Genomic DNA, 16,918 nt, shown 5'->3' with positions numbered 1-16,918 from the left:
TTCCGCCGTCTTCGCGAGCAAGCCCGCTCCCACAGTAGATCGAACCGAACACAAATTTTGTGTCCACTGGAGATCCACTGTGGGAGCGAGCTTGCTCGCGAAGAGGCCCTAAAGAACACCAAAGATTCTGAAGCTAGATCCACCCACCCCACTGCAACACAAAGATCCCGATATTGGTGGTGATCGCCGCCATCAATGTGGTGATCACAATGATCGCCGCCGCCAGTTCATGGTTGCCGTTAGCCTGGCGCGCCATGACAAAGCTCGCCGCCGCCGTCGGGCTGCCGAAGTACAGAAACAGAATCCCCAATTCTGCCCCGCGAAAGCCCCACAACCACGCGCCGACGGTCGCGAATACCGGCAGGCCGATCATCTTCACCAGACTGGAACTCAGCGCCATGCTGCCGCTCTTGCGCAATGCCGCGAGCGACAAGGTGCCGCCGATACAGATCAGCGCCAATGGCAAGGTGGTTTGCGCCAGGTACTGGCCGGACGTTTCCAGCCACCCCGGCAAACCGATTTTGAAATAGGCAAACGGCGCCGCCGCAAACACGCTGATGATCAACGGGTTGCTGAACACGCTTTTGCAGATGCTCCACGGATCGGACTTGATCACCGGGCTGTACACCGCCAGCACGATGGTCGAGAGGGTGTTGTAGAACAGGATCACCAGCGCCGCGAGAATCGCCCCGAGGGAAATCCCGTAGTCGCCGTACATGCTTGCCGCCAGCGCCAGGCCGATCACGCCGTTGTTGCCGCGAAACGCGCCCTGGGTGTAGATGCCGCGATCTTCGCGCGGGCACTTCCAGATCGCCCAGCCCCAGGCGCCGGCAAAACTCACCAGCGTGGCCAACGAGAAATAGATCAGCAGCGCCGGTTGCAACGCGGCGTGCAGGTCGGCATGCAGGATGCCCAGAAACAGCAACGCCGGCATGGTGACGTTGAACACCAGGGCCGACGCGGTGTGGATGAAGTTGTCGTTGATCCAGTCGATGCGCTTGAGCAGCACACCCAGAAACAGCATGGCAAACACCGGCGCGGTGATGTTCAGGGTTTCGAGGAAGATTGCCAGCATGCCGGGGAGAACCTTGGGTGGGTGTCGTTAGTGGGCTAATGATAAGCCACCGAGGACTTCGGCGTCTGGTCGGCCGCCTTCGCGAGCAAGCCCGCTCCCACAGGGGAATGCATTTCAAATGTGGGAGCGGGCTTGCTCGCGAAGAACGATAACGCGGTCTCAGGTAATCGGCGCCGGGTTAAACAACGTGATGTCGTTATGCAGTTTGTGCTGCTCGGCCCACGTTTGTTTCTTGCCGCTGGCCACGTCCAGGTAGTAGTGGAACAACTCCCAGCCCAGATCCTCAATCGAAGCCCGGCCAGTCGCAATCCGCCCGGCATCGATATCGATCAGGTCCGGCCAGCGCTGCGCCAGTTCGGTTCGGGTCGAGACCTTCACCACCGGCGCCATCGCCAGACCATACGGCGTACCGCGCCCGGTGGTGAACACGTGCAGGTTCATCCCCGCCGCCAGTTGCAACGTCCCGCAGACAAAATCACTGGCCGGGGTCGCGCAGAAAATCAGCCCTTTGCGCTTGAAGCGCTCGCCAGGGCCGAGCACGCCATTGATCGCGCTGCTGCCGGATTTGACGATCGAGCCCAGGGACTTCTCGACAATGTTCGACAACCCGCCCTTCTTGTTCCCCGGCGTAGTGTTGGCGCTGCGGTCCGCTTCGCCCTTGGCCAGGTAACGGTCGTACCAGTCCATTTCCCGCACCAGTTCCTCGGCGACTTCCTTGGTTTCGGCACGCGAGGTCAGCAGGTAAATCGCATCGCGCACTTCGGTGACTTCGGAAAACATCACCGTCGCACCGGCCCGCAGCAACAGGTCCGAGGCATAGCCCAGCGCCGGGTTGGCGGTGATGCCGGAAAACGCATCACTGCCGCCGCACTGCATGCCGAGGATCAACTCGGACGCCGGCACGGTTTCCCGGCGACGTTGATCGAGCTTCTTCAGACGGGTTTCGGCCAGCGCCATGATCTGTTCGATCATCTCGGTAAAACCGTGACTCGAATCCTGCAAGCGATACAGCCACGGCTCGCTCAAATCCACCGAGCTGTCGTTGTCGTGCATCACCTGCCCGGCCTGCAACTTCTCGCAACCGAGGCTGATCACCAAGGCTTCGCCGCCCAGGTTCGGGTTGCGCGCCAGGTTACGCACGGTGCGGATCGGGATGTAAGCGTCGGTGGCCGTGATCGCCACGCCACAGCCGTAACTGTGGGTCAGCGCCACCACGTCATCGACGTTCGGGTACAGCGGCAGCAACTCGTCCTTGATGCGCTTGACCGCATGATCGAGCACACCAGTGACGCACTGCACGGTCGTGGTAATCCCCAGAATGTTGCGCGTGCCGACGGTGCCGTCGGCGTTGCGATAACCCTCGAAGGTGAAGCCTTCCAGCGGTGCCTGGCTCGCCGGCACATCGGTGGACAGCGGCAAGCTGTCCAGCGGTGGCGCGGTGGGCATGCGCAGTTGATCTTCCTTGACCCAACTGCCGCGCGGAATCGGCTGCAAGGCGTAGCCGATGGTCTGGCCGTAACGAATCACCTGACCGCCCTCGGGAATATCCTCGAGGGTGACCTTATGGCTCTGCGGCACAAAATCCACCGTCACCAGGCCATCGGGAAATTCGGTGCCGGCCGGCACGCCCTGGTCGTTGACCACGATCACCACATTGTCCCGCTCGTGCAGGCGGATGTAGCGCGGCGAGTCGGAATGTTCAATCAACTGCATGACGCCGCTCCTCAGGAATGCGCTTGAGACAATTTGTTGGTCACTTCAGGACCATTGACGGGTGGCTCTTTCAACACCACGCGTTTGATCGGGCCAACGATCACCAGGTAGCTGAACACTGCGACCAGTGCGTTGCAACCGACAAACACCAGCGCCCATTTGAACGAACCGGTGGAGCTGATGATGTAGCCGATGACGATCGGCGTGGTGATCGAAGCGATGTTGCCGAAGGTGTTGAACAAGCCACCGCTGAGACCGGCGATCTGTTTTGGCGAGGTGTCGGACACCACCGCCCAACCCAGCGCACCCACGCCTTTGCCGAAGAATGCGAGGGCCATGAAGCCAACGACCATCCATTCAACATCGACATAGTTGCACGCCACGATGCTGCTGGAGACCAGCAGGCCGGCGATGATCGGCGCCTTGCGGGCGAAGGTCAGGGAATGGCCCTTGCGCAGCAGGTAATCGGAAATCACTCCGCCGAGCACCCCGCCAATAAAGCCGCAGATCGCCGGCAACGAGGCAATGAAACCAGCCTTGAGGATGGTCATTCCGCGTTCTTGAACGAGGTACACCGGGAACCAGGTGAGGAAGAAGTAGGTGATGCCGTTGATGCAGTACTGGCCCAGATACACGCCGAGCATCATGCGGTTGGTCAGCAACTGGCGGATGTAGTCCCACTTCGGACCGTCAGCCTTTGTACCTTTGCCCTTGTCCTGGTCCATATCGACCATGCCGCCGTTATCAGCGATGTGCTTGAACTCGGCTTCGTTGATCATCGGGTGCTGGCGCGGGCTGTGGATAACTTTCAGCCAGATCAGCGAGAACACGATGCCGATGACACCCATCACGATGAACACGTGCTGCCAGCCGAAGCTGTAGACGATCCAGCCCATCAGCGGTGCGAACAACACGGTGGCAAAGTATTGCGCCGAGTTGAAGATCGCCGAGGCGGTGCCGCGTTCAGCGGTCGGGAACCAGGCGGCCACGATACGTGCGTTACCCGGGAAGGATGGCGCCTCGGCCAGGCCCACCAGGAAGCGCAGCATGAACAGCGCAACGATGGCCGTGGACATGCCGAATTCACCGACATAACCCTGCAACACGGTGAACAGCGACCAGGTGAAGATGCTCAGTGCGTAGACTTTTTTCGAGCCAAAACGGTCGAGGAGCCAGCCACCGGGAATTTGCCCGGCCACGTAGGCCCAACCGAATGCAGAGAAGATGTAACCGAGGGTGACCGCGTCGATGCCGAGGTCTTTTTGCAGGCTGGAGCCCGCGATGGCGATAGTAGCCCGGTCGGCGTAGTTGATCGTGGTCACCAGGAAAAGCATGAGCAAAATCAAATAGCGGACGTGGGTCGGCTTGGTCGCTTGCATGTAGATGTACTCCCACTGATTATTTTTATGCGCGGGTGAAACTTGGTGTGTTCCCTGCCGGACCTACGGTCCTATAGGCCAGCAGGGTTGCGGTATCCGGGGATACCGCGATGTATCAGGAGCCGATGTAGCTGGTTTTCACGACCGTGTAGAACTCTTGCGCGTAGCGACCTTGCTCGCGGGAACCATAGGATGAACCTTTACGCCCACCGAACGGAACGTGGTAATCCACGCCGGCGGTCGGCAGGTTGACCATCACCATCCCGGCCTGGGAGTGGCGTTTGAAGTGGTTGGCGTATTTCAGCGAGGTGGTGGCGATGCCCGCCGACAGACCGAATTCGGTGTCGTTGGCCATGGCCAGTGCCGCTTCGTAATCCGCCACACGAACCACGTTAGCCACCGGGCCGAAGATTTCTTCACGGCTGATGCGCATCGCGGCTTCGCTGTCGGCAAACAGCGTTGGCGCGAGGTAGTAGCCTTCGGTGTCGCAGGTGACCAAGCCACCGCCGCTGACCAGACGTGCACCTTCGGACTGGCCGATGTCGATGTACTTCAGATCCTGCTCAAGCTGAGCTTGCGAGACGACCGGACCAATGTCAGTGCCGGTTTTCAGCGCGTGGCCGACCTTGATCGACTTCATGCGCTCGGCCACGGCTTCGACGAATTTGTCGTGGATACCGGCGGTAACGATGAAGCGGCTCGAGGCGGTGCAACGCTGGCCGGTGGAGTAGAACGCGCTCTGTACCGACAGCTCGACCGCTTGCTTCAGGTCGGCGTCGTCAAGAATGATCTGCGGGTTCTTGCCGCCCATTTCCAGCTGGACTTTCGCTTGGCGCGACACGCAGCTGACGGCGATCTGACGACCCACACCGACGGAACCGGTGAAGCTGATGCCGTCGACTTTCGGGCTCTGCACCAGTGCATCGCCAACCACACGACCGCTGCCCATCACCAGGTTGAACACGCCGGCCGGGAAGCCTGCGCGGGAGATGATTTCTGCCAGCGCCCAAGCGCAACCCGGCACCAGATCGGCAGGTTTCAATACCACGCAGTTGCCGTAGGCCAGGGCCGGGGCGATTTTCCATGCAGGGATCGCAATCGGGAAGTTCCACGGGGTGATCAAGCCAACCACGCCCAGGGCTTCGCGAGTGACTTCGACGTTGACGCCCGGACGTACCGACGGCAGGTAATCGCCGGACAGACGCAGGGTTTCACCGGCGAAGAACTTGAAGATGTTGCCGGCGCGGGTCACTTCGCCGATGGCTTCCGGCAGGGTCTTGCCCTCTTCCCGGGCCAGCAAAGTGCCGAGTTCTTCGCGACGGGCGAGGATTTCAGTGCCAACTTTATCCAACGAATCGTGGCGAGCCTGAATGCCCGACGTCGACCAGGCCGGGAATGCGGCACGGGCGGCGTCGATGGCGGCGTGGACCTGGGCCAGGTCAGCCTTGGCGTATTCACCGATGGTATCGGTCAGCTCGGACGGGTTGATGTTGGCGCAGTATTCACCGCCTGCAACCCATTCACCGTTGATGTAGTTATCAAAACGCTTTGCATCTGCCACAGAATTTCTCCTACGCAAAAGGCCGCTGATCACTCAGCGGCCTTATTTAATCGGTTGTGTTACTGAGCACCTTGCTTGTCGATCAGTGCGGCGAGCATTTCGTACTCTGCGCCGGTCAGATCGGTCAGCGGTGCACGCACAGGACCTGCGTCGTAGCCGGCAATTTTTGCCCCGGCCTTGACGATGCTCACTGCGTAACCGGCTTTGCGGTTACGGATGTCCAGGTACGGCAGGAAGAAGTCGTCGATGATCTTGCCGACGGTGGCGTGATCTTCGCGGGCGATTGCGTGGTAGAAATCCATCGCGGTTTTCGGGATGAAGTTGAACACCGCCGAGGAGTAAACCGGCACGCCCAGTGCCTTATAAGCAGCGGCGTAGACTTCAGCGGTCGGCAAACCGCCGAGGTAGCTGAAGCGATCGCCGAGGCGACGACGGATCGACACCATCAATTCGATATCGCCCAGGCCATCCTTGTAACCGATCAGGTTCGGGCAGCGCTCGGCCAGGCGTTCCAGCAATGGCGCGGTCAGGCGGCACACGTTGCGGTTGTAGACCACCACGCCGATTTTTACCGATTTGCACACGGCTTCAACGTGGGCGGCAACGCCGTCCTGGCTGGCTTCGGTCAGGTAGTGCGGCAGCAGCAACAGGCCTTTGGCGCCCAGGCGCTCGGCTTCTTGAGCGTATTCGATGGCTTGACGGGTCGAACCGCCAACACCCGCCAGGATCGGCACGCTGGTTTCGCAAGTGTCGACGGCAGTCTTGATGATTTCCGAGTATTCGCTGGCCGCCAGAGAGAAGAACTCACCGGTGCCGCCTGCGGCGAACAGTGCCGTGGCGCCGTATGGGGCCAGCCATTCGAGACGTTTGATATAGCCAGCGCGATGGAAATCGCCCTGAGCATTGAAGTCGGTGACCGGGAAAGACAGCAGACCGGAAGAGAGGATGGACTTCAGTTCTTGTGGATTCATTATTCGAACACCCTGGGTTGCGACGTTTGTGTGTGAGAAAACAGTTCAGCCTTGGCCGAAGTTGTAAGTCATCGTACAACTTAAAATACAACCGTCAACTGCATTTCATCGCCGACAGCAAAATTTGAGTCAGAACAGGTGATTTCTTGACGTAGGAAGATTCTCGACTAGGCTCGATTTTACTGTATATACATACAGCACATTAAGAACCTACCTACGACATATCAAGGAGCTAGAAATGTCAGGTCTACACACTCAAACCCAGGAAAAACCGAAACCGGTGATTGCCCGTTTCGATGATCTTTTTTCTGAACACGGCATCGCCATTGCCGGGGACAACGATCACCTGGTGCTGCACATTGCCGAGCATCACAGTCATCAACCCACCTCACTTCCCGGTAAAGCCCTGAAAGGCAAACCGGTGCTGAAGTTCGAGGGCGGCGAACACACCGCTATTGGCGACCAAACCTTGCTGCGCTTCGTCGAAAACGCCGCGCCGATCCTCGCCCATGATGTGCAATTGCACCTGCCCAATGGGCTCGCGCCAACTTACGGCCAGGTGCTGGCATTGGGCGGTGATTTCTACGGTATTCCTGATCGGCCAGTGAGCGACGGCGCCACGCCGGCGGATCGTCTGAATCGCTTTATCGCGGCTTTCGACACGCTGGCGGTGTTGTCCGCATCAAAGGTCGAGGCAGTGAAAATCCTCGCGGTGATGCAAAAAGAGATCGACGCGGTTAAACAGGCGATCAAGGACGGTAAACAACCCCACGAAGCCTATGACGCCCTTGGTGATACGTTGTCGGAAGAGTGGAACAAGATCACCGGCGGCGGCAGTTTTGTCTCGGCGCTGTTCCCGTTGGGGCGTTATCTGAAACTGGCGGCGAACAACGCCGACCACTTTGGCGAATGGGCGCAACAGGCTTACATCGCCGGTCACATCGCGGCGCTGCAACACGCAGCGGCGGCCCACGCCAGTCGTGACGAAAAACAGCTGGAAGTCGCCTACGCGATGAATGCGTTTGCCGATCACTTCCTCACCGACCTGTTTTCCGCCGGCCACCTGCGAGTGCCGCGCAAGGCGTTGGCAGCCGCGGTCACGCCGAGTGATCTAGGCTCGCTGATCACCCCGTTTCATGCACGACGAAGACAGCAAGTTCGGCCTGAACGTGCGTAATGGCAACGGCGAGCAATGGCGCGCCTATGGGGACAAGCGCTACTTCGACGCCATCGACAGCGCCAATCGCTTGCACGTCAACGCAGCGGTTCAGTTGTCGGCGGATGAAGTGTTCGCGGCTTATCTCAGCGGCACGGTGCCGGCGCCCAGCAGTTTTGCGGCGCTGAAACAGTTGCCCGACCTGCAAGCGGTGCTGAACCTGGCGAGCAATTTCTCGCCATTGTTCCGCATTGAGGGCAGCAAGGTTCTGCGGCGCAAGGATGTGAACAACTTAAATGACACCGCCACCGTGGATGACTGGTGGGGCTGGAGCACTTATTTGCTGCTCAAGGACTACCACCCGACTGGCAATGTCGCCTGATAAGGAAATCTGAATATGACGATTAAATTGAAACTGGAACTGGCTTCGGGCCAATCATTGAAAGGTGCGCCGTTGGAGTTGCTGTCCAAGGGGCTGCCGATTGCGCGAGGGGTTGTGGATGCTCAGGGGCTGGTGGCTTTTGAGGCCAAGGCTGGGGCTGCTGAGTTGGCGGTGCGGGTGGATCGGTCGATTTTGAAGACCATCTAGAAAAGATGCGGCGAGGCTACTGCCCTCTTCGCGAGCAGGCTCGCTCCCACACTGGATGTGTGTCGATCACACAATCAATGTGGGAGCGAGCCTGCTCGCGAAGGGGTCTTGTCAGTCGACGAAAATCTCAGCCGCGCTGCGCCTCTGCCTCTTCATGCGCATGGCGCAGCCGCTCGCGGCTATTCGTCAAATGCAAACGCATCGCCGCCCGCGCCGCATCGGAATCCTGACGGGCGATCGCGTCGTAGATTTCTTCGTGTTCACGGCTCAGTCGATTCATGTAGTGCTGCTGGTCGTCATGGGCCAGGCGCGCCGAGTTCAACCGCGTGCGCGGAATGATGCTGGTGCCCAGGTGGGTCATGATGTCGGTGAAGTAGCGGTTGCCGGTGGCCAGGGCGATTTGCAGGTGGAACTGGAAGTCCGAGGCCACGGCATCGCTGGCGTGGGACGCACTTTCGTTGAGGGCGTCCAGCGCCGCACGCATCAGGCCCAACTGCTCGGCGCTACGGCGCTGGGCGGCGAGGCCGGCGGATTCCACTTCCAGGCTGATGCGCAGTTCGAGAATCGCCAGCACATCACGCAGGGTGACGACGGTCGCCGGGTCGATACGGAAACCGCTCGGGCTCGGCGTGTCGAGCACGAAGGTGCCGATGCCATGACGGGTTTCAACCTGCCCGGCAGCCTGCAAACGGGAAATCGCTTCGCGCACCACCGTACGGCTGACGCCATGGGCGTCCATGATCGCCGACTCGGTGGGCAACTTGTCGCCACGCTTGAGCTGACCGTCGCGGATCTGCTCGGACAGCACCGTCACCAGTTCCTGAGCGAGACTGCGGCGCTTGCGAGGGAGGCGAGGTGCGTCGATCGGGTTTTCCATGGTGAACGTCTGTCTCGAAAAATTCGGCTGAAAGCGCATCATAGCGCAAGCGGGTTGTACGATCACCGTTGACCTGCGGGATACGCTTAACCCCTGTAGGAGCTGCCGCAGGCTGCGATCTTTTGACTTTGATTTTTAAGATCAAAAGATCGCAGCCTGCGGCAGCTCCTACGGGGGACTGTGCTTATCAGGCGGTCACGGCTTGATCCACCAGATGCCCGTTGTCGATACGGATATGTCGTGGATGGAAACGCTTCAGGCTGCTGCGATGCCCGACGCTGACAATGCTCAGCCCCGGCAACTCATCGATCAACGCTTGATACAGCGACGCCTCGTCTTCTTCATCCATCGCCGACGTGGCTTCGTCCATGTACAGCCATTGCGGTGCATACAACAGCGCGCGGGCGAAGGCCAAGCGTTGCTGTTCACCCGGCGACAACATGCGCTGCCAGTGATTGGCCTCGTCCAGTCGCGCCACCAGATGCGGCAAGCGGCAGGTTTCCAGCACTTCCACGTAACGCTCAGGCGGATAGGTGTCGCCGGGCTGTGGATAACTCAGCGCTTCACGCAAGGTGCCAATCGGCAGATACGGCTTCTGCGGCAGGAACAGGTAACGCGCGGCCGGCAGTCGAATGTTGCCGTGGCCCGCCGGCCACAAATGGCCCATCGCCCGCAGCAACGTCGATTTACCGCTGCCGGAACGACCGCTGAGCATGACGCGGTCACCCTCTTCCACGGTCATGTCGGCGTTGGTCAGCAAGTGACGACCGTCGGCAAGGTCCAGACCGAGGTTGTGGATTTTCAGCGCCGAGCCCTGGTTCTGCACGTCGATGGCGGGCGCACGCTCTTCGTTATCGCGCATGGCCTGATGGAAACTCAGCAGACGATCACAGGTGGCACGCCACGCCGCCAGGTTCTGATAGGCACTGATGAACCAGCTGAAACTTTCCTGCACGTTGCCGAACGCTGAACTGATTTGCATCAGTTCGCCAAGTTCGATCTTGCCCGCGAAATAGCGGGGCGCGGCGACCATGAACGGAAAGATGATGGCGGCCTGGCTGTAACCGGCGGTAAAGAAAGTCAGGCGTTTGGACACCTTCATGATGTCCCAGAAATTGTGCCAGACCAGGCCGAAGCGGCTGCTCAAGCGCCGGTTTTCATTCGGCTCGCCGTTGTACAAGGCGATGCTTTCAGCATTTTCGCGAACCCGGACCATGGAGAAACGCAGGTCGGCTTCGAAGCGTTGTTGTTGGTTGTTGAGGCCGATCAAACGACGACCGATCAAATGGGTCAGCCAGCTACCAATCACTGCGTAGACCAGCACGCACCAGAACATATAGCCGGGAATAGTGAAACCGAGCACTTCAATACTGCCCGACACGCCCCACAGAATGATCGAGAACGACACCAGACTGACAATGTTGCGCAGTAAACCGATGCCCAGTTCCAGCGTATTGGAGGTGAAGTTGTTGAGGTCTTCGGAAATCCGCTGGTCCGGGTTATCGGTGTAACCGCCCTGCTCCAGCTGGTAGTAATTCTTGTTGCCGAGCCAGCGGGCGAAGTGCTTTTCGGTGAGCCAGGCCCGCCAGCGGATGGTCAGCATCTGCGTCAGGTAGAGCCGGTATACCGCGCCGACAATCGCCACCGCCGCGATCCCGCAGAAATACAGAATCAGCTTCCAGAAGGCCGCTTCATCTTTCTTTTGCAGGGCGTTGTAAAAATCCTTGTACCAGGTGTTGAACCACACCGAGATCCCCACGCTGAGCAGCGACAACGCAATCACCGCGATCAACAGCGTCCAGGCCTTGACCTTCTCCTCGCTGGACCAATACGGCGTGATCATCGCCCAGACTTTGCGGAAAAACTGCCCGCGCACCGCATCATTGACCGCGGAATATTCAGCGTTCTGATTCATGGATAAGGCTCGATAGAGAAAAGAACACACACGAACCGATCATAGATGATCGGTTCGGTTCCCCGCGAGGAGCGGCATGCATTCATTCAGCGCAGGTTCAGCGACGAACGGGACGCTTCTGCAGTTTGCGCTGCAGCGTGCGGCGGTGCATGCCCAGGGCGCGGGCCGTGGCGGAGATGTTGCCTTCGTGCTCGGTCAACACCCGCTGGATGTGCTCCCACTGCAGGCGGTCCACCGACATCGGGTTTTCCGGCACCAAGGTGTCGAGATCGGCGTGCTCGGACAGCAGCGCCGCCAGCACGTCATCGGCATCGGCCGGCTTGCATAGATAGTTGCAGGCGCCGCGCTTGATTGCCTCGACGGCGGTGGCGATGCTCGAATAACCGGTGAGAATCACCACGCGCATTTCCGGATCGAGCTCGAGCAACTTGGGCAGCAGCACCAGGCCCGAATCGCCGTCCATTTTCAGGTCGAGCGCGGCGTAGTCCGGCAGGTCGGCCTGGGCGATGGCCAGGCCTTCTTCGGCGGAACCGGCGGTGCTGACGCGAAAACCCCGGCGGGCCATGGCACGGGCCATCACGCGGGTGAAAGTGGCGTCGTCATCGACCAGCAACAAATGCGGCAGTTCTTCGCCTTCTACTTGGATCTCGTCACTCATGTTCGTCTCCTCGGGCGACACGGGGCAGGCGCAGCTCGGTGAGCGTGCCGCCTTCCTCATGACTGTAGAGTTTCACTGAGCCGCCGGCGCGTGTCACGCTGGCCTTGCTCAAAAACAGGCCCAGGCCGAAACCTTTGCCCTTGGTGGTAAAAAACGGTTTGCCAATCTGCTCGGCGATGGCCAGCGGCACACCGGCGCCGTGGTCGCGAATGCTGATCGTCAGATCTTCGGCATTCCAGTCCAGGGTCACTTGCAACCCTTCGGGACAGGCGTCAGCGGCGTTGTTGAGCAAATTCAGCAATGCCTGGGTCAAGTCTGGTGGCGGCGCCATGCGCGGCACCGTGCCCTGGCCGAGACGCTGGAAGCGGTAACTGGCTTCCGGGCGCATCAGGTGCCAGCGGTTCAGGGCTTCGTCGAGCCAGTCGGTGACGTCCTGCATCTCCACAGCCAAGCGGCGATTGGCCTCGGCGGCGCGCACCAGTTGTTGCAGGGTTTCTTTGCAGAGTTTGACCTGATCCTGCAACACCTTCAGATCGTCCTGCAACATCGGGTCGGGATGATCCTGCTGCATCTCTTTGAGCAGCACGCTCATGGTCGCCAGTGGCGTCCCCAATTCATGAGCAGCACCGGCGGCTTGCGTCGCCACGGCCAACAACTGCTGATCACGCAGGCCTTCTTCACGGCGAATGGCGCGCAGCTCTTCCTGACGGCGCAACTCTTCGGCCATGCGCGCGGCGAAGAAGGTGATGACGGCCGCAGCGAGTGCGAAACTCAGCCACATCCCGTACACCTGCAGGTTTTCCCGGGCGATCGGGAAGGTTTGCAGCGGGTAGAAGCGCGCCAGCAGCAAGGTGTACATGGCCAGGGCGATGCCGGACAGGATCAGCGAAAAGCGCCAAGGCAAGGTCACGGCAGCGATGGTCAGCGGCACCAGGTAATAAGAGACGAACGGGTTGGTAGAACCGCCGGAGAAATACAGCAAGGCACTGTGGATAAACAGGTCACAGGCCAGTTGCACGGCGTATTCGAGCTCGGTGACTGGCCACGAGGTGCGCAAGCGAATGGCCGTGAAGGCACACAGCAGCATCGAACAGCCGAGGGTCATCGCCAGTTGAAACCAGGGCAATGGCAGCAAATCGAACCAGTAGGCCAGGCCCACGGAACCGGCCTGGGCGGCCAGCACCAAAGTGCGGATGAACGTCAGCCGCCAGAGATTCTGGCGAGTCGCGGAAGTGATTTGAACGGCGGCGAGCATGAGCTCTCCTGATGAGCGCTCCAGGCGGATCGCACGGAGTATAACCAAGCACAGGGGCTGACAGGCAAAAGTGCGGCAAACGGCCACATGGCAGTGGTCAACTTCATACCTTTGTAGCAGCTGCCGAGGCACGAGGCTGCGTTCGGCTGCGAAGCAGCCGTTAAATCAGGCAACACGGTGTTTCAGTAAAACCGCGAGCTCAGGTTTTACGACTGCTACGCAGCCGAACGCAGCCTCGTACCTCGACAGCTGCTACACGCGAACGCAAGCTCGGCAGCTGCTACACCGGATCGCGTTTATCTGTATAGAAGTTGTAACTGGGCGAACCGGATCATAAAAGCTAGAGTCTGATGGTTTCACGCAGGCTCGGACCTTAACCCCTGCGCCCCTTCAAGGAGCTTTCCATGCACACACTTCGCCGCAGCGCCGCCCTCCTCGCCCTTAGCGTTGGCACCATCGCCAGCCTCCCGGCCCTGGCCGCCGACGAACTTCACTACAACCAGATTGCCCTGCGCGCCGAAGTCAGTCAGGAAGTGGCCCGCGACCTGATGATCGTGACCCTCTATACCGAAGAACAAAACACCGACCCGGCCAAACTCGCCGCCGACGTCAGCACCACCATGAACAAGGCCCTGGCCCAGGCCAAACAAGTCAAAGACATCACCCTGCGCCAAGGCAGCCGCAACAGCTACCCGATCTACGACACCAAGGGCCAGAAAATCACCGGCTGGCGTGAACGCGCCGAACTGCGCCTGGAAAGCTCCGACTTCGCCGCCCTGTCGAAACTGACCGGCGAACTGCTCACCGACCTGAAAATGGGCGGCATGGACTTCGCCATCGCCACCCCAACCCGCAAAGCCAGCGAAGACGCACTGCTCAAAGACGCCGTCACCGCCTTCAAGGCCCGCGCGCAACTGGCTACCGACGCGCTGGGTGGCAAGGGCTACAAAATCGTCAACCTGAACCTGAACAGCAACGGCTACCCACAACCCTACATGCGCGCGCCGATGATGATGAAAGCCGCGGGAATGGACTCGGCACCGGTCACACCAGAAGTTGAGGCCGGCACCAGCCAGGTCAGCATGACAGCGGATGGATCGATTGAAGTGTTGATGACACCTTGAATCGATAAACCCGAACATAAGAACGGCGATCACAGAAGTGATCGCCGTTTTTTATTGCCCATAGTTTCTGTGGTGAATGAACTGCCGCTTTCGCGAGCAGGCTCGCTCCCACAGTTGGATCGAGGGCAGTCGGGAGAGATTGGTCGGCTGACAGGCCGCCTTCGCGGGCAAGCCAGCTCCCACAGTTTTGACCGAGTACAGCCGGGAGAGATTGGTCGTCTGTCAGGACGCCTTCGCGGGCAAGCCTCGCTCCTACAGTTTTGATCGAGTACAGCTGGGAGAAATGGGTCGGCTGGCAGGACGCCTTCGCGGGCAAGCCTCGCTCCTACAGAAGCAGAAGCAGCCCAGCGCACACCGCCCCGCTTCTAACCACTCAAGGCCGAGCGTTAGCTCGCCTGCCCTTGATCTTGCCCTACCCGCCCCTTCGGGAGGCTGAGTGGAGGTGTTCATCTGGGGGGAAGGCGCGTAGCGCCGTGCGGCGAAGCCGCACACATCGAGAGGAGGTCGAAGCGAAGCCGACCGTAGGCGATGCCCCCAGATGAACACCGGAACGAAGGCACGCCGAGCCTAAGCGAGGGGCCGGACGCCGGGGCGAGACCTTTTGGTTCCTTTTGGGGCGTCTGCCAAAAGGGACTCGCCGTAAGGGCGAAACCGCCAGCCGCCCTAACCGCAGAAACGGATATACCCCCAAACCACCAACAACATGGTCGGCCCAAAGGCCGCCACCACCCCCCGGGCTATTCCAAGAACCAGGGGTCCCCCTGAAAAAACGATATTTCCGCCCAACCGCTCAACAACGCTACTCTCAGCGTATACCGCTACCCAAATCCCCCGGGGACTCCATGGAAAGAACCACCGTCAAACCTCTCCTGCTCGCAATCGCCCTAGCCACCGCAGCCCCCTTCGCCCAAGCCGCCACAACATTGGTCTACTGCTCCGAAGCCAGCCCCGCCGGCTTCGACCCCAGCCAATACACCAGCGGCACCGACTTCGACGCCTCGGCCGAAACCGTCTTCAACCGCCTCACCCAATTCAAACGCGGCGGCACCGAAGTCGAACCCGGCCTTGCGACAAACTGGGACGTAAGCCAGGACGGCCTCAGCTACACCTTCCATCTGCGTGACGGCGTGAAATTCCACACCACTGACTATTTCACCCCGACCCGAGACTTCAACGCCGACGACGTGCTGTTCACCTTCCAGCGCCTGCTCGACCCTGAGAACGCGTTCCGCAAGGCCTACCCCGCCGAGTCGCCGTACTTCACCGACATGGACCTGAACAAAACCATCAAGAGTGTCGACAAGCTCGACGAGCACACCGTGCGCTTCAGCCTGAACAACGTCGATGCCGCCTTCATCCAGAACCTGGCCATGAGCTTCGCTTCAGTGCAATCCGCCGAGTACGGCGCGCAGCTATTAAAGGAAGGCAAAGCCGCAGACATCAACCAGAAGCCGGTCGGCACCGGGCCGTTCGTGTTCAAGCGTTATCAGAAGGACTCGCAGATCCGCTACACCGGCAACAAGGCGTACTGGAAACCCGAGGACGTGAAGATCGACAACCTGGTGTTCTCGATCACCCCCGACGCCGCCGTACGTTTGCAGAAGCTCAAGGCCGGCGAATGCCAGGTCAGCGGCTACCCGCGCCCGGCGGACATCGAAGTCATGGAGAAAGACCCGAACCTGACCGTGCTCAAACAGGCCGGTTTCAACCTCGGTTTCCTGGCTTACAACGTGACCCACCCGCCGCTGGATCAGCTCAAGGTCCGCCAGGCCCTGGACATGGCCATCGACAAACCGGCGATCATCAAAGCCGTCTACCAGAGCGCCGGCCAACTCGCGCAGAACGCCCTGCCACCGGCGCAATGGTCGTTTGATCCGAACATAAAGGACGCGCCCCACGACCCGACCAAAGCCAAGGCGCTACTGAAGGAAGCAGGGGTTGCGCCGGGTACCACCATTAATTTGTGGGCCATGACCGTGCAACGCGCCTCCAACCCGAATGCGCGGATGTCGGCGCAGATGATCCAGCAGGATTGGGAGAAGGTCGGGATCAAGGCCAACATCGTCAGCTATGAGTGGGGCGAGTACATCAAGCGCGCCAAGAACGGCGAACACGACGCGATGATCTACGGCTGGACCGGCGACAACGGTGACCCGGATAACTGGCTCGGTGTGCTGTACAGCTGTGCAGCCGTGAAAGGGAGCAACTACGCTAAGTGGTGCGACCCGGCGTACGACAAACTGGTCCAGCAGGCCAAGGTGTCGACCGACCGTGACGAGCGGGTCAAGTTGTACCAGCAGGCGCAGAAAATCCTCAAGGAGCAAGTGCCTATTACACCGATCGCCAACTCGACGGTGTTCCAGCCACTGCGCAAGGAAGTGACCGACTTCAAGATCAGCCCGTTTGGCCTCACGCCCTTCTATGGCGTGGGTATAAATAAGTAACACCACGCGCCAACCGGGTGCGCCATACGCCCCGGTTGCCCTGTCGTGGGGCGCCTTTTGCACCGTAAAAAACGTGCGCAAACGGTCAAATGCGTCAATATTTATACATATGCGACATTAAGGTACGTTCGTGCCACTGTTTAAGACTTGTGGCCGTTCTGGATCTTGCAATGGGTATGGCCCCTGCATAAGTATCCGCAG

At 59.9% G+C, this 16,918-nt stretch carries 12 protein-coding genes and 1 pseudogene; 4 read left to right on the top strand and 9 right to left on the bottom strand.

The genetic code is table 11. The annotated features are described in order from the left end of the window. Positions 1-133: 133 nt before the first annotated feature. From LOY68_RS04585 to kdgD, 5 genes are all read right to left on the bottom strand, one after another. Entirely contained in the window at positions 134-1,075 is a 942-nt protein-coding gene (locus tag LOY68_RS04585; RefSeq protein ID WP_163908400.1) for an AEC family transporter, read from the bottom strand. Between the two features lie 159 nt (positions 1,076-1,234). Continuing rightward, the gene (garD, locus tag LOY68_RS04580; protein WP_054049954.1) at positions 1,235-2,788 is read right to left on the bottom strand and encodes a galactarate dehydratase; all 1,554 of its coding nucleotides are present in this window, start codon (positions 2,786-2,788) and stop codon (positions 1,235-1,237) included. Between the two features lie 11 nt (positions 2,789-2,799). Next, positions 2,800-4,167 (bottom strand): MFS transporter, encoded by a 1,368-nt coding sequence (locus LOY68_RS04575; RefSeq protein ID WP_163908398.1) that lies wholly within the window; start codon positions 4,165-4,167, stop codon positions 2,800-2,802. Positions 4,168-4,282: 115 nt separating this feature from the next. Beyond that, entirely contained in the window at positions 4,283-5,728 is a 1,446-nt protein-coding gene (locus LOY68_RS04570) for an aldehyde dehydrogenase family protein (protein ID WP_054616142.1), read from the bottom strand. A gap of 59 nt (positions 5,729-5,787) precedes the next feature. Continuing rightward, the gene (gene kdgD, locus LOY68_RS04565; RefSeq protein ID WP_054049959.1) at positions 5,788-6,699 is read right to left on the bottom strand and encodes a 5-dehydro-4-deoxyglucarate dehydratase; all 912 of its coding nucleotides are present in this window, start codon (positions 6,697-6,699) and stop codon (positions 5,788-5,790) included. Between the two features lie 238 nt (positions 6,700-6,937). On the opposite strand from kdgD, the pseudogene LOY68_RS04560 reads away from it, so the two are divergent. Both LOY68_RS04560 and LOY68_RS04555 read left to right on the top strand, forming a co-directional pair. Continuing rightward, a pseudogene (locus tag LOY68_RS04560) lies at positions 6,938-8,237 on the top strand (phospholipase). A 15-nt stretch (positions 8,238-8,252) separates the two neighbouring features. Next, entirely contained in the window at positions 8,253-8,444 is a 192-nt protein-coding gene (locus tag LOY68_RS04555) for a hypothetical protein (protein ID WP_265043178.1), read from the top strand. Between the two features lie 127 nt (positions 8,445-8,571). Here the strand turns inward: LOY68_RS04555 and LOY68_RS04550 are convergent, their stop codons facing one another. The 4 genes from LOY68_RS04550 to LOY68_RS04535 all read right to left on the bottom strand — a co-directional run bounded on the left by LOY68_RS04550 (position 8,572) and on the right by LOY68_RS04535 (position 13,149). Continuing rightward, positions 8,572-9,321, bottom strand: coding sequence for a FadR/GntR family transcriptional regulator (locus LOY68_RS04550; RefSeq protein WP_054616145.1), 750 nt, complete (start codon positions 9,319-9,321; stop codon positions 8,572-8,574). A gap of 187 nt (positions 9,322-9,508) precedes the next feature. Then, positions 9,509-11,236 (bottom strand): ABC transporter ATP-binding protein/permease, encoded by a 1,728-nt coding sequence (locus LOY68_RS04545; RefSeq protein ID WP_265043174.1) that lies wholly within the window; start codon positions 11,234-11,236, stop codon positions 9,509-9,511. Between the two features lie 97 nt (positions 11,237-11,333). Next, entirely contained in the window at positions 11,334-11,894 is a 561-nt protein-coding gene (locus tag LOY68_RS04540) for a response regulator transcription factor (RefSeq protein WP_265043171.1), read from the bottom strand. Next, complete coding sequence (locus tag LOY68_RS04535) at positions 11,887-13,149, bottom strand: ATP-binding protein (protein WP_054049967.1); 1,263 nt, start codon at positions 13,147-13,149, stop codon at positions 11,887-11,889. The genes LOY68_RS04540 and LOY68_RS04535 overlap by 8 nt, the downstream gene beginning before the upstream one ends. Positions 13,150-13,553: 404 nt before the next feature. Between LOY68_RS04535 and LOY68_RS04530 the strand changes: the two genes are divergently transcribed. Both LOY68_RS04530 and LOY68_RS04525 read left to right on the top strand, forming a co-directional pair. Then, positions 13,554-14,273: an SIMPL domain-containing protein gene (locus LOY68_RS04530; RefSeq protein WP_054049968.1), complete on the top strand. Its 720-nt coding sequence runs from the start codon at positions 13,554-13,556 to the stop codon at positions 14,271-14,273. An 842-nt stretch (positions 14,274-15,115) separates the two neighbouring features. Further along, complete coding sequence (locus LOY68_RS04525) at positions 15,116-16,717, top strand: ABC transporter substrate-binding protein (protein WP_265043168.1); 1,602 nt, start codon at positions 15,116-15,118, stop codon at positions 16,715-16,717. Positions 16,718-16,918: the final 201 nt, after the last annotated feature.

Source organism: Pseudomonas sp. B21-053 (assembly GCF_026016365.1).
GTDB classification, from domain to species: Bacteria; Pseudomonadota; Gammaproteobacteria; order Pseudomonadales; family Pseudomonadaceae; genus Aquipseudomonas; species Aquipseudomonas nunensis.
This window is presented reverse-complemented; position numbering and strand designations above follow the sequence as displayed.